Annotated in this window: 20 protein-coding genes; 11 read left to right on the top strand and 9 right to left on the bottom strand. The window is 65.5% G+C overall.

What is annotated here, in order from left to right:
• Positions 1–25 precede the first annotated feature (25 nt).
• Entirely contained in the window at positions 26–1,090 is a 1,065-nt protein-coding gene (locus A5733_RS06650; protein WP_067771382.1) for a phosphotransferase family protein, read from the top strand.
• Positions 1,091–1,171: 81 nt separating this feature from the next.
• Here A5733_RS06650 and A5733_RS06645 read toward each other — a convergent pair whose 3' ends face one another.
• Entirely contained in the window at positions 1,172–1,933 is a 762-nt protein-coding gene (locus tag A5733_RS06645; RefSeq protein WP_076239535.1) for a sulfite exporter TauE/SafE family protein, read from the bottom strand.
• A 229-nt stretch (positions 1,934–2,162) separates the two neighbouring features.
• On the opposite strand from A5733_RS06645, the gene A5733_RS06640 reads away from it, so the two are divergent.
• Positions 2,163–2,618 carry an alpha-isopropylmalate synthase regulatory domain-containing protein gene (locus A5733_RS06640; protein ID WP_231965751.1) on the top strand — a complete coding sequence of 152 codons (456 nt, stop codon included), beginning with the start codon at positions 2,163–2,165 and terminating at the stop codon, positions 2,616–2,618.
• Between the two features lie 92 nt (positions 2,619–2,710).
• Positions 2,711–4,375, top strand: a complete 1,665-nt coding sequence (locus tag A5733_RS06635) for a PE-PPE domain-containing protein (protein ID WP_142253833.1) — start codon at positions 2,711–2,713, stop codon at positions 4,373–4,375.
• A gap of 7 nt (positions 4,376–4,382) precedes the next feature.
• Here A5733_RS06635 and A5733_RS06630 read toward each other — a convergent pair whose 3' ends face one another.
• The gene (locus A5733_RS06630) at positions 4,383–5,864 is read right to left on the bottom strand and encodes a cytochrome P450 (protein WP_076239532.1); all 1,482 of its coding nucleotides are present in this window, start codon (positions 5,862–5,864) and stop codon (positions 4,383–4,385) included.
• A gap of 129 nt (positions 5,865–5,993) precedes the next feature.
• Here A5733_RS06630 and A5733_RS06625 point away from each other — a divergent pair, with 129 nt between their 5' ends.
• Complete coding sequence (locus A5733_RS06625; protein WP_076239531.1) at positions 5,994–6,647, top strand: TetR/AcrR family transcriptional regulator; 654 nt, start codon at positions 5,994–5,996, stop codon at positions 6,645–6,647.
• A gap of 22 nt (positions 6,648–6,669) precedes the next feature.
• On the top strand, positions 6,670–7,551 hold the full coding sequence (locus A5733_RS06620) for an SDR family oxidoreductase (RefSeq protein WP_076239530.1): 882 nt from the start codon (positions 6,670–6,672) through the stop codon (positions 7,549–7,551).
• Here A5733_RS06620 and A5733_RS06615 read toward each other — a convergent pair.
• From A5733_RS06615 to A5733_RS06605, 3 genes are read right to left on the bottom strand one after another with little or no spacing between them, the layout of a single operon-like run.
• The gene (locus A5733_RS06615) at positions 7,548–8,726 is read right to left on the bottom strand and encodes an AAA family ATPase (protein WP_076239529.1); all 1,179 of its coding nucleotides are present in this window, start codon (positions 8,724–8,726) and stop codon (positions 7,548–7,550) included. The genes A5733_RS06620 and A5733_RS06615 overlap by 4 nt on opposite strands.
• 10 nt (positions 8,727–8,736) lie before the next feature.
• Complete coding sequence (locus tag A5733_RS06610; protein WP_076239528.1) at positions 8,737–9,819, bottom strand: DNA polymerase IV; 1,083 nt, start codon at positions 9,817–9,819, stop codon at positions 8,737–8,739.
• A 4-nt stretch (positions 9,820–9,823) separates the two neighbouring features.
• Positions 9,824–10,429 carry a TetR/AcrR family transcriptional regulator gene (locus tag A5733_RS06605; protein WP_076239527.1) on the bottom strand — a complete coding sequence of 202 codons (606 nt, stop codon included), beginning with the start codon at positions 10,427–10,429 and terminating at the stop codon, positions 9,824–9,826.
• A gap of 87 nt (positions 10,430–10,516) precedes the next feature.
• Here A5733_RS06605 and A5733_RS06600 point away from each other — a divergent pair, with 87 nt between their 5' ends.
• The 4 genes from A5733_RS06600 to nrdE all read left to right on the top strand — a co-directional run bounded on the left by A5733_RS06600 (position 10,517) and on the right by nrdE (position 14,423).
• The gene (locus A5733_RS06600) at positions 10,517–11,059 is read left to right on the top strand and encodes an NAD(P)H-dependent oxidoreductase (RefSeq protein WP_067771404.1); all 543 of its coding nucleotides are present in this window, start codon (positions 10,517–10,519) and stop codon (positions 11,057–11,059) included.
• Between the two features lie 502 nt (positions 11,060–11,561).
• A complete protein-coding gene (locus A5733_RS06595; RefSeq protein ID WP_067771406.1) occupies positions 11,562–11,801 on the top strand; it encodes a redoxin NrdH in 240 nt (79 codons plus the stop codon).
• Between the two features lie 34 nt (positions 11,802–11,835).
• Positions 11,836–12,288: a class Ib ribonucleoside-diphosphate reductase assembly flavoprotein NrdI gene (gene nrdI, locus A5733_RS06590; protein WP_067771408.1), complete on the top strand. Its 453-nt coding sequence runs from the start codon at positions 11,836–11,838 to the stop codon at positions 12,286–12,288.
• Between the two features lie 17 nt (positions 12,289–12,305).
• Positions 12,306–14,423, top strand: coding sequence for a class 1b ribonucleoside-diphosphate reductase subunit alpha (gene nrdE, locus A5733_RS06585; RefSeq protein WP_198938747.1), 2,118 nt, complete (start codon positions 12,306–12,308; stop codon positions 14,421–14,423).
• A gap of 72 nt (positions 14,424–14,495) precedes the next feature.
• Here the strand turns inward: nrdE and A5733_RS06580 are convergent, their stop codons facing one another.
• Entirely contained in the window at positions 14,496–15,404 is a 909-nt protein-coding gene (locus tag A5733_RS06580) for an exodeoxyribonuclease III (protein WP_233152639.1), read from the bottom strand.
• 310 nt (positions 15,405–15,714) lie between these two features.
• On the opposite strand from A5733_RS06580, the gene A5733_RS06575 reads away from it, so the two are divergent.
• Positions 15,715–16,806 carry a Fic family protein gene (locus A5733_RS06575; protein WP_233152638.1) on the top strand — a complete coding sequence of 364 codons (1,092 nt, stop codon included), beginning with the start codon at positions 15,715–15,717 and terminating at the stop codon, positions 16,804–16,806.
• A 50-nt stretch (positions 16,807–16,856) separates the two neighbouring features.
• On the opposite strand, the gene A5733_RS06570 is transcribed toward A5733_RS06575, so the two are convergent.
• A complete protein-coding gene (locus A5733_RS06570) occupies positions 16,857–17,240 on the bottom strand; it encodes a DUF5997 family protein (protein WP_076239523.1) in 384 nt (127 codons plus the stop codon).
• A gap of 28 nt (positions 17,241–17,268) precedes the next feature.
• On the opposite strand from A5733_RS06570, the gene A5733_RS06565 reads away from it, so the two are divergent.
• On the top strand, positions 17,269–17,982 hold the full coding sequence (locus A5733_RS06565; protein ID WP_076239522.1) for a LysR family substrate-binding domain-containing protein: 714 nt from the start codon (positions 17,269–17,271) through the stop codon (positions 17,980–17,982).
• A 17-nt stretch (positions 17,983–17,999) separates the two neighbouring features.
• Here A5733_RS06565 and A5733_RS06560 read toward each other — a convergent pair whose 3' ends face one another.
• Together A5733_RS06560 and A5733_RS06555 are read right to left on the bottom strand one after the other, a co-directional pair.
• On the bottom strand, positions 18,000–18,674 hold the full coding sequence (locus tag A5733_RS06560; RefSeq protein WP_067771422.1) for a nitroreductase family protein: 675 nt from the start codon (positions 18,672–18,674) through the stop codon (positions 18,000–18,002).
• A gap of 51 nt (positions 18,675–18,725) precedes the next feature.
• Positions 18,726–19,910, bottom strand: coding sequence for an NAD(P)/FAD-dependent oxidoreductase (locus A5733_RS06555; protein ID WP_076239521.1), 1,185 nt, complete (start codon positions 19,908–19,910; stop codon positions 18,726–18,728).
• Between the last annotated feature and the right edge of the window lie 38 nt (positions 19,911–19,948).

Raw genomic sequence — 19,948 nt, 5'->3', positions numbered from 1 at the left:
AGCGGCCAACTGGCACCATGACTGCATGCCCGAGGACGTACAGGAACTGCCGACGCTCAACGCCACCGACCAAGAGGCGATCAGCCGATGGCTGCGGGATCAACGGATCGGCACGACGCTGACCGACGTGGCGCCTTTGACCGGTGGAACGCAGAACATCGTCGTGGGCATGAACGTCGATGGCCGCCGAATGGTGTTGCGGCGTCCGCCTTTACATCCTCGGCCGACCAGTGACAAGACCATGCTGCGTGAAATCGCGGTGCTGCGTACCCTGGCCGGCTCGGCCGTACCGCATCCCGGCTTCATCGCGGCCTGTACCGATCTCGATGTGATCGGCGTGGTGTTCTACCTCATGGAGGAGGTCGACGGGTTCAACCCCGGTACCGAGGTGAGTCCGGCCTACCAGGACGATGCCGGCCTCCGTCACCGCGTCGGGTTGTCATACGCGGCGAGCCTCGCCGAACTGGGCAACGTCGCCTGGGAGAACAGCGAGTTGGCCGCCATCCGCAGGCCGGGATCGTTTCTGGCCCGCCAGGTCCCGCAGTTCCTCGGCCTGCTGGAGAGTTACCGCCACGACGCGTATCGGCCCGAATCGTTGACCGGGGTGGCGCAGCTGGCGCAATGGCTGGAAGACAATCGCCCGGCCGATGCCGAGCCCGGGATCATGCACGGCGACGCCCACCTCAACAACGTTCTGCTGCGCCGGACGACTCCCGAGTTGGCCGCCTTCATCGACTGGGAGATGTGCACGATCGGTGATCCGCTGCTCGACCTGGGCTGGATGCTGGTGTGCTGGCCGGACGATCCCAATCCCATCAACGCCGGATCGGCCCTGGCAGCGCTCGGCGGACTGGCCGACCGCGGCGAGTTGATCGAGGCATACCGCGCGGCCGGGGGTAGGCAGACCGACCGGCTCGACTGGTATGTGGCGCTGGCCTGTTTCAAGCTCGGCATCGTCATCGAGGGCACCTGGTCGCGGTATCTGGCCGGGCGGGCCAGCCGGGAGGCCGGGGAGCAGCTGCACGCCTCGGCGGAGAATCTCCTGGCACTGGGGACTCGGGTCACCAAGGGCGACAACCCCTTCGGGTGATGGCCCAGGTGCTCCGGCGACCAGACGCAAACCGGTACGTTTTCGGGCGAAAAGGTACCGGTTTGTGTCTTCTCGCGGGGGTCAGTAGGTGTCGAGCGCGAGTTTGACGGCCAGTGCGACGCCGGCCGCACCGATCAGCAGCCGCAGCGGAGTCGCCGGCGCGTGGCGGACGATCACCGGCCCGAGGCGTGAGCCGATCAGGCAGCCGACGCCCAACGGCACCACAGCTGGCCAGTACACCGGGGCGATCACCATGAAGGCCACGGCGGCAACCGAATTGGCCACGCCGAGGATCACGTTCTTGCCGGCGTTGGCGTGCGCCAGCGTCGCACCACCGGTACGCAACAACAGCGCCAGCAGCAGCACTCCCGCCGCCGCACCGAAATACCCGCCGTAGATCGTGATCACGAAGATGGCCCCGGCCTGCATGGCCACCTTGATGCGGTGCTCGCGATGGTCGGCCACCCGGGTCTCTTGTCGACGGCCACGCGGCAGCAAGATCGCCACCGAGGCGAACGCCAGCAGGAACGGTACGACCTTCTCGAAGCCCTCGGCCGGTGTGCACAACAGCAGCGCCGCGCCGACCGCGCCGCCGGCCACCGCGACTGGCACGATGCGCTTGATCCACGCGCTCTGCCCGGCGAGCTCAGGCCGCGACCCCAGCACGGAACCCACGCCGTTGAACACCAGCGCCACCGTGTTGGTGACGTTGGCCGTCACCGGCGGCAGGCCGATCAACAGCAGCGCGGGATAGGTGGCCACCGAGGCCAGGCCGGCGATACTGCCGGTCAGACCGCCGCCGATGCCGGCGACGACAAGCAGAACGACCTCACCGACACTCATGAGGCTTCCACCCCGAAGAGATTACGGATCAAAAGCGTTTGCGCGACCCGACGGGCTGCGTCTAGCATCGCCAACGTGCCAAGGCGACTCGTAGTAGCAACCCGCAGCGGGGTCTGATCAGACCGACCCCCCGCTGTGGGTCGTTCGCTACCTCGTCGGTCACTTCCTCTGAGCAAGAGAAGACCGGCACATGTATTCCACTTCACCAGCACCGCAATCGGGTGATCCGATGCCTTTCTCAGCGCACTTCACCACCCCGTTGCCGCGTGATCTGCGCGAAGCCGGCGCGGCGACATCCTGGGAGCAGTTCCTCGGCGAGTACGCACCGTCGGCCGGGCCGCTACGGCTCGGGCAGTTCACCTGCACCGAAGAGCGTGCGCGTGGCCGTCTCGGGCCGCAGGCCCGCACCTACCGGGCCACACTCGCCATCGGCGACACGATCGAGACCTCGACCACCGCGGCCAGTGGGCCCGTCGCGGCGTTGACCGCGATGCTGCACGACTGCGGCGTCAGCGTCGAGACGACGTCGTTTCATCAGCTGCCGACGGACGGGCAGACCGCCACCTTCATCGAGGGCTGCGATGGCCTGCACCGCTGCTGGGCGGTCGGGGTGTCCGAAGATCCCGTGCAGTCGGCGCTCTCGGCGGTGATCGCCTGTGCCAACCGCCTGATGACGGCGGCCTGACGGCAACCCACCGGCCTCGGCGCGGGCCGCCAAGCAGCGTCTCCGTAGGCTGTCCGCTCAGGCGGTTGGGGTAGATCGGGGGAGGGGCTCTGGTGAGATCGGTATGGACGCTCGTGGCGGCGACCGCGGCGAGCTGCACGGTGGTGGCGGTGGTCACGGCGACGACACCGTGGGCGGGGCCGAGCAACCGGTACGCCGAGTTGCTGGCCAAGACGGTCCTGGCCATGGGCGGCAACGGAAACGGCACCGGGCTGCTGATGGAGAACGAGCTCGACGGATACATCCGGCCGGGGGACCCGAATTACGGGCTCTGCGCGACGGGCGCGGATTGCGCGGGCGACCAGTTCCAGATCGCCACGTGGAACGCGACCGCCTGGACGCCGGCATCAGACTTCGATCGCCAGCAGGCCGACGGTGTCGACAGCCTGGACCGTCAGTTACGCCAAGCGCTGGCCGCTGAGAAGGCGAAGGAGGCCGGCCCCGACGCAGACGGGGAGGCGCGCGTCGTCGTGGTCGGCTACTCATCGAGCGCCGACGTCGTCCTGAAGGAACTGCAGGCGCTACAGGCGCAGCGCGACGCCGGCGCCGCGGATGCGCTCGACCCGGACGAGGTCAGCTTCCTGGTGATGGGCAATCCCGACCGGCCCAACGGCGGGATCCTGGCCCGCTTTCCGGCGTTCACCCTGCCCATCGCGGGGGTGACGTTCGGAGGGAGCAGTCCCCACACCGACTATCAGATCACCGACATCAGCTGGGAATACGACCTCGCCTCCGATGCTCCTGCCTATCTGAATCCGCTGTCGTTCGCCAATGGCGTGCTCGGCTTCTTCTACCAGCACAGCTTCTATTTCGGGCTGGACCCCAACACCACCGACACCGACTCGGTGGTGTTCGACGGCTACGACGACAAGGGAAATCGCTACATCACGATCTCTGCGCGGCACCTGGCGTTGCTGCAGCCGTTCTACGACATCGGTGTGCCCATTCGGGTTCTCGACGCTGTCGAGCCGACGCTTAAGGTGCTCATCGACCTCGGCTACGACCGCGACACCAAGCCCTGGGAAACCAAGCGGCTCGAGCTCGCACCGCCCCCCGAACAAGTTGCCGCTGCATTACCCGAATTGCAGAAGGCACTGACCGAAGGCGCCCAAATCGCATTGGGCATCAAGGAACCGCCGTCGGCCGACGACCCGGATACCGAGAACGCCACCCTGGCGGTCATCGAGAATGTGCTGGGTGGCTTCCTGAAGGAGGCGTCGTGGGACACCGTCAAGACCACGATCGAGAACACCTTCGGGATCTCGTTGCCCGATCTGCCGGGCACCCCGACGAGCCAAGCCGGCGTGCCCGCGGCCGTGACGCACCCGGCGGTCGAGCCGGCCCCGCAGGCCGGCGACGATGACGGGCCGGCCGACCTGTCGACCGGTCTACGCGTGGCTGCACCGGATGCGGCGCGGCCGATCCGCACCCAGGTCGCCGACAACGCCGCGCGCCGAATCGACGACCGTCACGACGCCGTTGTCGCGAGGCTGCAGGGTCAACGGAAGGTTGTTGCCAAGCTCGACGAGACGGCCGACGCATCGGCGGGTCGGCCGGGTCGAAGTGCGGCGAACTCAGCTCACGACGTCGTCAAGCGGCCAACGGGCGGGTCCAAGTTGGGTCCGGCGAAGAACAAGGCCACGCCGGGCAAGACCATGAAGGACAAGGCCACGAAGAACAAGACCACGAGGCACAAGGCCGCCGCCTCGACCGACTGAGTGCAGCTCAGCCCAAGGGGCGCAGCACGATCGGCATGCCGTCGATCGGCACCGGCATGCCGCCGTAGTCGTAGCTCGGCTGGTAATCCGGGCTGGCCAGCTCCAGCTTGTAGCGGCGCAGCAGTCGGTGCATCACCGTCTTGATCTCCAGCTGGCCGAACACCATGCCGATGCACTTGTGCGCTCCACCGCCGAACGGGGCGAACGCGTAGCGGTGCCTCTTGTGCTCGTTGCGCGGCTCGGCGAAGCGATCCGGGTCGAACTTCTCCGGATCGGTCCACAGCTCGGGCAGCCGGTGATTGATCGAGGGCCAGGTCACCACGCTCGTCCCGGCCGGGATGAAGTAGCCCAGCAGGTCGGTGTCGCGCACGGCCTGGCGGAAGTTGAACGGCAGCGGCGTCATCATCCGCAGCGACTCGTTGATCACCAGGTCATAGGTCTCCAGCTTGTCGAGCGACTCGAAGTCCAGCGGCCCGTCGCCGATCCGGGCGGAGTCCTCGCGCAGCCGTTCCTGCCACTCCGGGTTGGCGGCCAGGTGATAGCACATCGTCGTCATCGTCGAGGTCGACGTGTCGTGGGCGGCCATCATCAGGAAGATCATGTGGCTGATGATCTGCTCGTCGGTGAAACTCTGGCCGTCCTCGTCGGCGGAATGACACAGCACGCTGAACATGTCGGTGCTCTCCGAGCGCCGCTTCTCGCTGATCCGGCTGGCGAAGTAGTCCTCAAGGGTCTTGCGGGCCTGGATGCCGCGCCACCACTTCAGCGGCGGCACCGGGGTACGCACGATCGCGTTGCCGGCCCGCGTGGTGGTGGTGAACGCGTTGTTGACCGTGGTGACCAGCGCGCGGTCGGTGCCGGCCGGCACACCCATGAAGACCTCAGAGGCGATGTCGAGCGTGAGCTCCTTCATGGCCGGGTGCAGAAGGAAGCGCGGGTCGTTGGCCACCCAGTCGTTGGCCAGCACTGACGAGGCCACCGAATCGATGTGTGAGATGTAGCCGCTCAGCCTGGTGCGGGTGAACGCCTCCTGCATGATCCGGCGGTGGAACAGGTGCTCGTCGAAGTCGAGCAGCATCAGGCCGCCCTCGAAGAACGGGCCGATGACCGGGTCCCAGGCGCGCTGCGAGAAATCCTTGTTGCGGTTGGAGAACACCGCCTGGGTGGCGTCGGGGCCGAGCGCCATCACCGACGACAACGCAGGGGACTGGGCGTAGTAGATCGGACCGTGCTTGCGGTAGAGCTCCAGGATGAAGTCCGGACCGCCCCGGAAGATCTCGATCATGTGGCCGATGATCGGCAAACCCGCGTCGCCGCTGATCGGCTTGAGTCCGCTGCCGGCCGGGGGCTCGGCGAAGACGAACTGGTCCCACTGCTTGGCTTTGAGCCGCTTTTCCAAGGCGCCCATTCCGGGCAGCGTGTTGGGCGTCGGAGTGAAGCGGCGCTTTGCCTGGTCGAGCAGGTAGTGCGGGGTGCTGATGGTTGCCATGGGCCGCTCCTGACCGTACAAACGCTGACGAAGTGTGGTCGATGTCACCACTTGTGGTCATCCTGACTGCCAGACTTGACGCATGTCAAGTTTTGATCTGGCGCGTCGCGAGTGCAAAGGTCTTATGCCATGACCGCCGAATCGATACCCGGGAGCTCCGGCAGCTCCACCGGGCGTCCGCAGGCCCGTCGCAGCCGGGGGGACCGGCAGCGTGAGGCCATCGTGACGGCTGTGCGGGAACTGCTCGAAGAGGAGTCGTTCGCCGATCTCTCGGTGAGCACCATCAGCGAACGCGCCGGGGTGGCCCGGTCGGGCTTCTACTTTTACTTCGACTCGAAGTACGCCGTGCTGGCTGTGATCCTGGCCGACGCAATGGAGGAACTCGCCGCGCTGACGCACGATTACGCACCCCGCGAGGCCGACGAGACCCCGGCCGCGTTCGCCGAGCGGATGGTCGGCAGTGCGGCAACGGTCTTCGCGACCAACGATCCGATCATGGCGGCGTGCACGGTGGCGCAGAACACCGACGCACAGATCCACGATCTGATGAACGATTTCGAGGACGCCGTGATCGACAAGATTGTCGGTCTCGTGGAACAGGACAAGGGCGCGCATCCGATCTCCGACGATCTTCCCGCTCTGGTTCGCACCCTGGTGGCGACCACGGCGATGACGCTGTCTCACGACTCGGGGTTCGTCGGTCGGGGCAGCGATCCGGCCCGCGCGCTCGATGTCGTCGAGCGATTGTGGCTCAACGCACTGTGGGGTGGCCAGGGCGGCTAGCGCCACAGGTAAGGTCACCGCTATGGGGAGCGATACCGCGGGTAACGGTCGGGCCGACTTCGGGGGAAAGCGTTGTCTGATCACGGGTGCGGCCAGCGGTATCGGCCGCGCCACCGCGCTGGCGCTCGCGGCCCAGGGTGCCGAGCTTTTCCTCACCGACCGCGACGACGTGGGTCTGGCGCAGACCGTCGCCGACGCCCAGGCCCTGGGCGCCCAGGTGCCCGCCCACCGCACGCTCGACATCTCCGATTACGAGCAGGTGGCGGCTTTCGCCGCCGACATCCACGCCGCACACTCGCCGATGGACATGGTGATGAACATCGCCGGGGTGTCGGCGTGGGGGACGGTCGACCAGCTCACCCATCAGCACTGGCGGTCGATGATCGACATCAACCTGATGGGCCCCATCCACGTGATCGAGACCTTCGTGCCTCCGATGGTGCAGGCCCGCCGGGGTGGGCACCTGGTGAACGTGTCCTCGGCGGCGGGCATCGTCGCGCTGCCGTGGCACAGCGCCTACAGCGCCAGCAAATACGGCTTGCGCGGTTTGAGTGAAGTGCTGCGCTTCGACCTGGCCCGGCACCGCATCGGGGTGTCCGTCGTTGTGCCCGGTGCGGTGAAAACCGGTCTGGTGCAAACGGTTCAGATCGCCGGCGTGGACCGGGAGGATCCGAACGTGCGGAAGTGGGTGGACCGGTTTGCCGGTCACGCCATCTCGCCGGAGAAGGCCGCCGACAAGATTCTGGCCGGCGTGCGCCGTAACCGCTTCCTGATCTACACCTCAGGCGACGTCCGGGCGCTGTACGCCTTCAAGCGGGTGGCCTGGTGGCCCTACAGTGTGGCCATGCGGCAGGTCAATGTGCTGTTCAGCCGCGCATTGCGACCGAAAACCGCACGGCGCTAACGCTTTCCCCAATGCCAGGCCGGTGTGTTCAGCATGCCGAAGCCGGCCACCTTCGTCTCGCCCCACTGCTTGTAGAGCTCGACCTCGATGGCGGTACCGCGCTGCTCTTCGGCGGCCGGGGTCGTTTCCAGAAAGTCCAGCAGCGCACGCGAATGCGTGACCACCAGCACCTGGGTCTGCTCGGCGGCGGTGCGGATGAGTGAGGCCAACGGGCGCACCAGGTCGGGGTGCAGGGAGGTCTCGGGTTCGTTGAGCACCATCAACGAAGGTGGACGGGGGCTGGCCAACGCCGTCGCCCACAGCAGGAAACGCAGTGTGCCATCAGACAATTCGGCGGCACGTAGCGGCCGGAGCATGCCGCGCTGGCGTAACTGCAGGTCGAAAAGCCCATCGTTGACCGCGACCGAGAGCTCGGCTCCGTCGAACGCATCGGCCACGGCGCGGCCCAGGTCGTCGAAGGTTGTCTCGACGATCGTCTGCACCGCTGCGGCCAGATCCGAGCCGTCGTCGGAGAGCACCGGGGTACGGGTGCCGACGTGAGGTTGGCGGGCAGGTGCCTCGGCGTCCACGCGGAATCCGTCGTAGAACCGCCAGTCACGAAGCCGGTCGGAGACTGCCGACAGTTCCGGTAGCGCGTGGGGATGGGCGTACTCGGCGAGCACGCTGCGGTAGGAGGGCAGCGAGCGGCTCAGCTCATCGAAACCGCGGCCGGATTGAGCGGCGGCCTCGGCGTATTCGCGAGTACGACGCACCAGTGCCGAGGCGGGACGTAGCACCGGACCGGCGAACACCACCTCGCGCTTGATCTCCGGATCCCGCGAGAACGCCGACGGCTCGCCACCGGATCCGGCCATCTGCGGTAGACCCAGGTCCACCAGATAGCCGAAATCGTCTGCCGCGAAGCCGAGTTCGAGCGACACCGGCCGGTTGCGAGTGGTGCCCTGCGGGTTTTCCGACGGTTGCTCGGGACCGGCCCACAACACCGACTGCAACCCGCCTTCGCGGGCCAGCGATCCGATCACCTGACCGCGGCCGCAATCGGCCAACAACCGCAGTGCGCGGTAGATCGACGACTTGCCGGTGCCGTTGGCGCCTGTGACCACCGTGAGTTGACCGAACGGCAGGATAACCTCGCGCAGCGAGCGGTAACCCCGGATGGCGATGGTCTGCAGCATGGCTACGAGGTTATTGGTCTGATGTGACAGGGGGAATCTCGTCCATCGACAGTTCGAGGCGCACTCCCAGGAGACGGACGGGACGGTCCAGGTCGAACTGATCGAATACCGCAAGCGCGGTGTCGGTGATGAGCGCGGCGTCGGTGCTCGGCGCGCTGAGCTTGCGGATCTTGGTTTTCGTGTAGAACGTCGCGGTGCGGACGGTGACCGCCACCCGGGTGACGACGCGTCCCTGCTCGACGACCTCGTCGAGGGTGCGGCGGGTGAGTTCGCGAATCGCGTCGTCCATCTCGGCGCGCTCGGTGAGGTCTTGGGGGAAGGTGATGACGTGGCTGCGCGAGCGGGGAATCCAGGGCTCGGAGCTCACCTCCGTATCGCCACCGCCCTTGGCCAGCAGCAGGATCCACAATCCGGTGCTCGGCCCGAAGGCCGAGGTGAGGACCGTGGCATCCGTCGCCGCCAGATCGGCAACCGTGGTAATGCCCAGCGTCGCAAGTTTTTTGGTCGTCTTCGGACCGATTCCCCACAGTGCATCGGGCGGGCGGTCACCCATCACCGCCATCCAGTTGGCCTCGGTGAGCAGGTACACGCCTGGAGTCTGATCTGCTCCTCGCGTGCGCGGTGGCTTGGCCAGTCCGGTCGCCACCTTGGCCCGCTGCTTGTTGTCGCTGATCCCCACCGAGCACGACAAGCCGGTCTCGGCGGCGATGACGGTACGGATCCGCTCGGCCAGCTCGACGGGATCGCTGACGTCGGCGCCCAGATAGGCCTCGTCCCAACCCCAGACCTCCAGTGGATGGCCGAGGTCACGCAGCAGGCCCATCACCTGTTCGGAGGCTTCGTCGTAGGCCTGTGGGTCCGAGGGCAGGAATGTTGCGTCGGGACATTTGCGCGCCGCGGTGCGCAGCGGCATGCCGGCGTGTACGCCGAACTCACGTGCCTGATACGACGCACAGGTCACGACTTTGCGAGGCTCGGTGGGATCACCGCTGCCGCCGACGATGACGGGCAGGCCTTCCAGTTCGGGGTGGCGGCGCAACTCCACCGAGGCCAGGAACTGGTCCAGGTCGACATGCAGCACCCAGGCGGCCATGGCGCTAGTGGCCGCACAACTTGCGGGCAGTGTCCTGCCATGCCGCGGCCAGATCATCGAGTCGTCGGCCCTGCGAGAGTTGGTGCGCCACATAGTCGGGATCGAGGAGCGCGATCAGGGCGTCGGCCTGGGCGTCGAGATCGCCGGTGGTGCCCGCGGTTTCGAGCAGCATCCGGACGTGGGTGCGGTGCAGCGTGAACGGGCCGGTGTAGCGCAGCGCGGGATCACGTATCGCGTCGGACAGCAGCGCCTGATGGCAATGCACGAAACGAAGTCGGTCCGCGCCGTAGGCGAGCAGCCGTTCCAACGGTGGCGCCCCGGGACCCAACGGGGGAGGGCCGAACATGAAGGCGTCCTGCTCGGCGGTCTCGTCCTCGTCGAGCAACACCATCATCAATCCGGCCCGGCTTCCGAACCTGCGGAACACCGTTCCTTTCCCGACGCCCGCCTCGACCGCGATATCGTCGGTGCTGACTGCGTCGGGGCCGCGTTCGGCGATGAGCCGGCGTGCGGCGTCGAGGATCAGGGCGCGGTTTCGGGCGGCATCCCCGCGTTCTGGTGGCGCCGGGTCGATGCCCGCGAGCCGGGTCGGGCGGTCGGAGGCTGCCACAACTGCACTTTAACTCAGCCGGAATTAATCGGACCACAGTCCGGTTGATGGTTGCGAAGATCAGGCGACGAACAAAGGAGCATAGATATGGCCGATATCAAGGTGCTGGTGTTGGTAGGAAGCTTGCGTGCAGCATCGGTCAACCGGCAGTTGGCCGAGCTGGCGGTGGAGCAGGCGCCCGACGGTGTGACGCTGCGGCTCTTCGACCGACTGGGGGAGCTGCCCTTCTATAACGAGGACATCGACGGGGACGGGGTGGCCGAGCCCGTCGTCGCGCTGCGGGCCGCGGCCGCCGAGGCCGATGCGACGCTCGTCGTCACCCCTGAATACAACGGAAGCATCCCGGGGGTGTTGAAGAACGCCATCGACTGGCTGTCCCGGCCGTGGGGCAACGGTGCGCTCAAGGACAAGCCGCTCGCGGTGGTCGGGGCGGCGCTCGGACAGTACGGCGGGGTGTGGGCGCAGGACGAGACGCGCAAGTCGTTCGGTATCGCCGGGCCCCGCGTAATCGAGGATCTCAAGCTGGCGGTGCCGACCAAGTCGCTCGACGGCAAGCATCCGCGGGAAAACGCCGAGGTGGCCGCGGCGCTGCGCGACATTGTGGGCAAGCTCACAGCGGAGGTCGGCTGACGGTTCGTCTTGGCGTTTTGCCTTCCGGGTCGCTTCCCGGCAAAATTCCTGCCGCCGGTTGGGTCGTACGACCCGGCCGGCGGCTTTGCTATTGGGGGCTCTTGCGCTTTGCGGCGGTCGGACTTGTCGGTGGCTGCTGGTACATCTGGGGGCCGGGTGCGACACGGTCTGTCAAGTTGTGTGCGACACGCCGTGGGCGAGGTTGCTGGCACACTTACGACCTGGGAATTTCAGAAATGTTATTCAGAACATCTTGTATGGCTTCGAACTGTCGGCCACTAGGTGTAGTGTCTGAGAGGCCGACAGGCCACCACGGTTCGGGGGCCGGCCGGAGCGCAGCGAATCCGGCTGAGTCGGTTTCAAGACCAGCCGCAGAGCGGCTTCGACCGGCAGGAATTTTGGCGGCCCGAAGGTCGCTGAACTTAAGCGAAACGTAAGACCCGAGCAGTTGCCAGTCACCTGTCCAGTTTGTTCACTTTCCGCAAGAGGAGCCGTACCGAAGATGACCGTCACCGTGTACACCAAGCCCGCATGCGTGCAGTGCAACGCCACCTACAAGGCGTTGGAGAAGCAGGGCATCGAGTTCGAGAAGGTCGACATCACCCTCGACAGCGAGGCCCGCGACTACGTCATGGCGCTCGGGTACCTGCAGGCGCCGGTCGTGGTGGCCGGTAACGACCACTGGTCCGGCTTCCGGCCCGACCGGATCAAGGCGCTCAGCGCGGTCTCTGCCAGCGCATAACGGAGGTCATCAACGGGGAGAGGAGGGGGACACGATGAGTCATCTCGTCTACTTCTCCAGCGTCTCGGAGAACACCCACCGCTTCGTCCAGAAGCTGGGATGGCCCGAGGGCCAGGTCACCCGGATTCCGCTGCACGGCCGCATCGAGGTGGACGAACCCTATGTTCTGATCCTTCCCACCTACGGCGGCGGCCGTGCCACCCCTGACATCAACAACGGGGGCTACGTCCCCAAGCAGGTCATCGCTTTTCTCAACAATGAACACAACCGGTCGTTGATCCGCGGCGTCATTGCCGCGGGCAACAACAACTTCGGTGCGGAGTTCGCGTACGCGGGCAATGTGGTCTCGCGCAAATGCGGTGTGCCGTACCTCTATCGCTTCGAACTCATGGGAACCCCGGACGACGTCGAAGCAGTCCGCGCGGGGTTGAAAGACTTTTGGAAGGACCAGACGTGCCACCAACCGTCACAGCTGCAGAGCCTGTAACCGCTCCCGGGCATGCCCTGCCCGGAGAGACCGATTATCACGCGCTCAACGCGATGCTGAATCTGTACGACGCCGACGGCAAGATTCAGTTCGACAAGGATGTGCGGGCGGCGCGGGAGTACTTCCTGCAGCACGTCAACCAGAACACCGTGTTCTTCCACAGCCAGGACGAGAAGCTCGATTACCTGATCGAGAAGGAGTACTACGAGCGCGAGGTGCTCGACCAGTACAGCCGCAACTTCGTCAAGAGCCTGCTCGATCGGGCCTACGCCAAGAAGTTCCGGTTCCCGACCTTCCTCGGCGCATTCAAGTACTACACCTCCTACACGCTCAAGACCTTCGACGGAAAGCGCTATCTGGAGCGCTTCGAAGATCGTGTTGTGATGGTGGCGCTGACCCTGGCCGCCGGTGACACCGTGCTGGCCGAGAAGCTCGTCGACGAGATCATCGACGGCCGCTTCCAGCCGGCCACCCCGACGTTCCTCAACTCGGGCAAGAAGCAGCGCGGCGAGCCGGTGTCGTGCTTCCTCCTTCGCATCGAAGACAACATGGAGTCCATCGGGCGCTCCATCAACTCGGCCCTGCAGCTGTCCAAGCGCGGCGGCGGAGTCGCCTTGCTGTTGACCAACATTCGTGAGCACGGCGCGCCGATCAAGAACATCGAGAACCAGAGCTCCGGTGTCATCCCGATCATGAAGCTGCTGGAGGACTCGTTCTCCTACGCCAACCAGCTCGGCGCCCGCCAAGGTGCCGGTGCGGTGTACCTGCACGCACACCACCCCGACATCTACCGGTTCCTCGACACCAAGCGTGAGAACGCCGACGAGAAGATCCGGATCAAGACGCTCTCGCTGGGTGTGGTGATCCCGGACATCACCTTCGAGTTGGCTAAGAAGAACGAGGACATGTACCTGTTCTCGCCGTACGACGTCGAGCGGGTCTACGGCGTCCCGTTCGCCGACATCTCGGTGACCGAGAAGTACTACGAGATGGTCGACGACGCACGGATCCGCAAGACGAAGATCAAAGCGCGCGAGTTCTTCCAGACGCTGGCCGAGCTGCAGTTCGAGTCGGGCTACCCGTACATCATGTACGAGGACACGGTGAACCGGGCGAACCCGATCGCCGGCAAGATCACCCACTCCAACCTGTGCTCGGAGATCCTGCAGGTCTCGACGGCCTCCGAGTTCAACGACGATCTGTCCTACTCCAAGGTGGGCAAGGACATCTCGTGCAACCTGGGCTCGATGAACATCGCCAAGACGATGGACTCACCGGACTTCGCCCAGTCCATCGAGGTGGCCATCCGGGCGTTGACCGCGGTGAGCGATCAGACCCACATCTGGTCGGTGCCGTCGATCGAGCAGGGTAACAACAGCTCGCACGCCATTGGCCTGGGGCAGATGAACCTGCACGGGTACCTGGCCCGTGAGCGGATCCACTACGGCTCCGAAGAAGGCATCGACTTCACCAACATCTACTTCTACACCGTGCTGTTCCATGCCCTGCGGGCGTCGAATCTGATTGCGATCGAACGCGGTACGAAGTTCGGCGGCTTCGAGGACTCGAAGTACGCGTCGGGGGAGTTCTTCGACAAGTACACCGAGCAGGTGTGGGAGCCGGCCACCGACAAGGTGCGCCAGATCTTCGCCGACGCCGAGATCCACATCCCGACGCAGGACGACTGGAAGCAGTTGAAGGAGTCGGTGCAGAAGCACGGCATCTACAACCAGAACCTGCAGGCCGTCCCGCCGACCGGGTCGATCTCCTACATCAACCACTCGACCTCCTCGATCCACCCGGTGGCGAGCAAGATCGAGATCCGCAAGGAAGGCAAGATCGGCCGGGTCTATTACCCGGCGCCGTATTTGACCAACGACAACCTGGAGTACTACCAGGATGCGTATGAGATCGGCTACCAGAAGATCATCGACACCTATGCCGCGGCGACTCAGCATGTGGATCAAGGTCTTTCGTTGACGCTGTTCTTCAAGGACACTGCCGATACGCGCGAGGTCAACAAGGCGCAGATCTACGCCTGGCGCAAGGGAATCAAGACGCTGTACTACATCCGGTTGCGGCAGATGGCACTGCAAGGCACCGAGGTGGAAAATTGCGTCAGCTGCATGTTGTGAGGCTCTGACGTCGAGTGGCCAGTTATGACGCGTAAAACATGAAAAAGCGTGTGATAACTGGCCGTTCGGCGTTCAGGGAAAGGCATACTGCACGACCACCGGCGCGTGGTCGGATAGCCGCGCGCCGGGCGTGGGTTCCTTGTCGACGGTCACCGACACGGCGGTCCTCGCGAGCCGCGGCGTGGCCAGGTGGTGATCGATCCGCCAGCCCACGTCCTTGATGAACGACTCGCCGGCCCAACTCCACCAGGACAACGGCCCGGGACGGTCGCCGTGCACCGTCCGAACCACGTCGATGAGCGTGCGGGGCCCGATCTGTGCGCCCAGCCAGGCGCGTTCCTCCGGGAGGAAGCCCTCCATCTTCTGCGCGGGCCGCCAATTGGTCACGTCGTGCGGAAGATGGGCCAGGTTCAGGTCGCCGAGCAGCAGGAACTCGCGGCCCGCCGCGAGCGCCGCCCGACGGTTCCGGCGCAGCTCGCGTGCGAACGCCCCGAGGAAGCGCATCTTCCGGTCGTACTTGGCGCCGCCGTCAGGTGTGTCGCGTATGTTGCCTGGCCGCTGAAGGTGCGCCGGCAAACCGCCCTTCGGCAGGTACAGGCACGCCACCGTGAGGGGAATGTCCACGAGGTCGACCTCGAGGTACCGGCCTTCATGCGCGTAGGCCCCAAGGCCCCGGGTGCGCGGCGGATGCGAGACCCAGGTCCGTGCGGACGACGGCGCTTCGCGTGTCAGGATCGCGACGCCGTTGCGGCCCGGTATCGAGCCGCAATCGATTGTCGCGTGATAACCATCGAACGCGCCGACCTCTCCGGCTGGGCAGCGCAGCTCTTGCAGGGCCACCACATCGAGCCCCCGCTCGGCGAGCCAGTCGTCGAAGCCCCGACGGCGTGCCGCCCGGATCCCGTTGACGTTGAAGGTGGCGATCCCCAGGTTCGGAGTGTCAGGCATCGAGTAAGGGCGGTCCCGTTCGGAGTGCGTCATCGAGTCATCATTTTCGCCCTACCGTCACCAAAGGCAGCCAAGACGGCGACGGCTTGTGATGTCTATTTGATATGGATGGCGGTCTGTATAAATTAGCGCTGGATGTTGCGCGCGATAGTGATGCGATCGTGGATCCAGATCAATTGGGAGGGTGCGAAGGGCGTCGTATCGCACGCTGAAGTCGATATTTCATCAGCGCGACGCGGTGGGGGCCGACGCGGAGGAGCGTGCGCGTCGGGGGTCACCATCGGCGATGACCTGGGGTTTCCGTCTCGGTGGGCATCAAATGTTCTGTATGACGACACCTCGGATGTCTGTGCTGACCGAGCGGGTCATGATGCTCGACGCACGTGCGCAGAGCGCCTGGGCGTCGCTGCCACTGGTTGCGCAGTCTCACTACCGGCACTCGATGATCGTCGAGGAGATTCAGGCGACCAACGACATTGAGAACGTCAGGTCTACGCGGCGCGAGATCGTCGATGCCTTGAGATCATTGCAGGACGGCTTGACGCAGAAGCGTCGATTTCGTGAGATGGTCCGCCTGTATGAGGCCCTTGGCGACCGCACGGTGTCGCCGCCGGAGACTCTCGACGACATCCGGGCCCTGTATGACTCGGTGACCGCAGGCGAGGTGGCGCCGGGCGATGAGCCGGACGGCACCCGGTTTCGCGCCGGCACGGTGTCGATCACCTCGGGTCAGAAGGTTGTTCATGTCGGGATGACGCCGGAAAGTGCGATCGATGACGCGCTGACCGTGATGCTCGCTCAACGCTGCGATGAGGATGTGCCGCGGCTGATCCGGGCTGCCGTTGCGCATCTGATCTTCGAAGTCGCCCACCCGTTTTACGATGGCAACGGCCGGACGGGGCGCTATTTGATGGCCCTCGATATCGGTGAACTGCTGTCGCCGATCTCGTGGTTCTCCTTGTCGGCGACGATCTTCGACAACAAAGACAGCTACTACCGTGCGTTTACGGAGGTCGAACACCCGCTGAACCGCGGGGATGCGACGCCGTTCGTCGAGGTGATGCTCGGGATATTCAGCGAGGCGCTGCACCGCCTTGCGACTGATCTAGATGAGCGTCGGGAAGCACTCTCTGTGCTACACCAGTGCATCCGCGACATCGGGCGCCATGTCGACGCTCCCGCTGACATTGACGACGACGGTCGCGCGATCCTCTTCGCGCTCGGGCAGGCTGCCCTTTTCGGTCTTCGCGGCGTGCTGACACTCAATGAGCTCGCCGATTCGGGAACGCGCTCTAAACAGTTCGTCCGATCCAGGGTGCAGAGTTTTGTCGATGCCCGGCTTGTCGATGTGATATCCCGAAAGCCGCTCCGCTTTCAGCTCAGTTCGGCGGGGCGAGCGCTGTGCGGCGTCGCGGTCGCTCCGTCGGCTGGCTAGTTATTGCACGCACATCGCGAAAACACGTGCAATAACTAGCCATTCGGCGTCTAGCTGCGAGCCTGCTCCGCGCGAAGCGCCTTCAAGCGCCGCTCCTCGCGCAGCACTTCCTGGTAGCTCTGCCGCTCGGCGACGAGCCACTCCGGCTTCTCCTCGAGCAGCGCATCGATCTGCTCGGTGGTGAGTGCTTTTTCGACACCGCCGCGGGTGAGACCGGCGATCGAGATACCGAGCTTGGCGGCCACGAGGTTCTTCGGATGCGGGCCGTTCTTGCGGAGGTCCTTGAGCCACTGTGGTGGGTCGGCCTGCAGTGCCGCGAGCTCGTCGCGGGTGATCGGGTTTTCCTGGAACTCCGCAGGTGTCGCCGGCAAGTACACGTCCAGCTTCTTGGCCGCCGTGGCGGGTTTCATGGACTGCGCGTTCGGCCTGCTCATGGCCCCAGCCTATCGGTAACCTGAGGCTGTGACCCTGCAGTCCCTTGCCCTCGGATACGTCCCCGGCGGGACGCCCGCGAAGTGGGCGCGGATCTGGGAGCAACGTCACCCCGAGGTGCCGCTGCAGTTGCACGCCATCGCCGCAGCAGACGCCGCCGATGCCGTGCGGGACGGCACCGTCGACGTGGCCTTGCTCCGGCCGCAGTCCGACACGTCGGGGCTGGCCACCATCAGGCTCTACGAGGAGACGACGGTGGCCGTGGTGCCGACGGATCACATTCTCTGCGCCGTCGACGAGATCACCGCCGCCGACCTCGACGGCGAGCCGATACTGGTGCCACGCGACGATGTCGTCTCCTGGGCGGACGCCCCGGGAGCCCCCGTCGATCACCGACCCGAAACCACCTCCGACGCAGTAGAACTCGTCGCTGTCGGAATGGGTGCGCTCATCGTGCCGCAGTCGCTGGCGCGGCTGTATCACCGCAAGGACCTCACCTACCGACCGATCACCGACGCGCCCACCTGTCCGGTGGCACTCGCTTTCCTGGAAGGACCGCAGGCGACGCTGGTCGAGGAGTTCATCGGGATCGTGCGGGGCCGCAAGCCTGGTTCGTCGCGCGGGCAGGCCGAGCCGGCACCGAAACGCACCGCGCGGGAGAAAACTCTCGCGAAGCAGGCCGCTCGCGCCGCGGCGGGCAAGGTCGCCCGTAAGCCAGGGCCCGCCAAACGCGGTCGACGCTGACTCGCGGGGTCGGGGTTCTAGGAGCCGCCGCGGGGCCGGGCACCGCGACCATAGGTGATGTCGGCGCGCTGGGGATCCCACTGATTGCGGAACACCACGTCGGACAGTGGCCGGCGCCGAACCGGCCCGTGCTTGCCGCGCGGCCAGCCGACCACGATGTGTCCGGCCAGAAACCACTCGTCGGGGATACCGATCGATTTCCGTAGCACCTTGTCGCCGTCGTAGGACGCCCAACTGGTGATGCACGCGCCGAGTCCCTGGGCCCGCGCGGCCAGGTAGAAGTTCTGCATCGCGGGGTAGATGGATCCACCCTGCAAAAACTCCGAGGAGAACTCGTTCTTGAAGGCTACAAACAGCACCGAGGTGTATTCACCGGCGCGGTCGTGAAGCTCGTAGGTGGCCCGGTTGTTGCGGGCTGCCCGGCTCTGGTCGTCGGCGGTGGGCCGCGACATGCCATAGATGGATTCGATTGAGGTCAAAGCGATCTGGGCAGCCTCGGCGACCGCGGCGCGTTGTTCGGGCGCGTCGAGCACGATGAAGCGCCACAGCTGGGCATTCGCCCCGTTGGGCGCCCACGTCGCGGCCTGCAGGCAGCGGTTCAGCGTCTCGTCGTCGACCGGCTCGTCGGTGAATCGGCGGATGGACCGAGCGGTGGACAGGACTTCCCAGACATCGGTGGTTGGATCCGGCATTCCATTGGTGTACTCGAAGAAGCCGACGAATGTCGAGACCCTCGTGGAACGCTACTTGACCGTGTGCTGCGGGCCCTGGGCCTTCTTGTAGAGCGCCTTGAGCATCCGGTCCCGGAATGCCGCATTGTCGATCAGCTTCACCCCGGCCTCGGCCAGTTTCGGATAGCCGATCAACTTGTGCATATAGCGGCCACGCCGGTATTCCCGGCCCCATGCGGCTTCCATCCGCTGTGCGTAGTTGGTGAAGTCGTCGGGGCCGCCGTTCTGCAGGGCGGCGATGGCGCATTCGCCGGCGGCCAAGCCGGATTCGAGTGCCTTGGAGATGCCCGCACCCGAGGCCGGCTTGCCCGCGCCCAACGAGTCGCCGGTGAAGAGCACACCGGGACGCCACGGCGGCCAGGCGGTGAAGCCCATCGGCAATCGCCAGGCCCGCACACTCTTGTTCTTCTTGAGTTCTTCGATCGGCGGCAATTCCCACTCCGGCGGAAGGGTACGCAGAAATTCACCGAGGAACTGGGTGGCATTGATGGACTGCCAGTTCTTGTAGCTGTTGACGTAGCCCAGGCCGATGTTGAACATCCCGTTGCCCATCGGGAACACCCAGCCGTAACCCGGCAACTGATCGCCCTGGAACACCAGCTTGAGATAGATGTCGAGGCTGTCGGAGTCCGGTCGGTTGGCGTGCATCTCCGACCGGATCGCGATCGCCGAATAGCCGTTGTATTCCGAATCGATCTTGAGTGCGCGCTTGATCGGGGAGTAGGCGCCGTCGGCGGCGATCACCGCATCGCCGAACACCTTTTCACCGCTCTTGAGTACCACGCCCACCACGCGCCCGGTGGCGTCGAACTCGGGTCCGGCGACCTCGGCGCCTTGGCGCACCTCGGCACCCGCGGACTCGGCGTGCTTGAGCAGGACCGTGTCCAGGTGGGTGCGGCTCACGGTGTGGCCGTGGTCGGGCATTCCGGGCCGACGAGGGAACGACAGCTCCCAGGCGCTGGGGCTGAACACCGTCACCCGATTCACCCGGTGGTAGGTGGCGACCTCGTCGGCCAGGCCCATCTTCTGCAGATAGCTCACCGCGCGGGCGGTCAGTCCGTCCCCGCAGGGCTTGTCCCGGGGGAACTCCGCCTTGTCCAACACCAACACCTTGGCGCCGGTCTGCGCGGCCTGCCATGCCGCGGCCGACCCCGATGGGCCGCCACCAGCAATGACCAGGTCGTATCGCTGCGTCATGAGCCTCGTCTCATAGGTTGACTGTCGCTGCGATACTA

Source organism: Mycobacterium sp. NS-7484, assembly GCF_001953975.1.
In the GTDB taxonomy this organism is placed as follows: domain Bacteria; phylum Actinomycetota; class Actinomycetes; order Mycobacteriales; family Mycobacteriaceae; genus Mycobacterium.
Note: the sequence above shows the minus strand (reverse complement) of the source record. Positions and strands in the feature narration are given on the sequence as shown.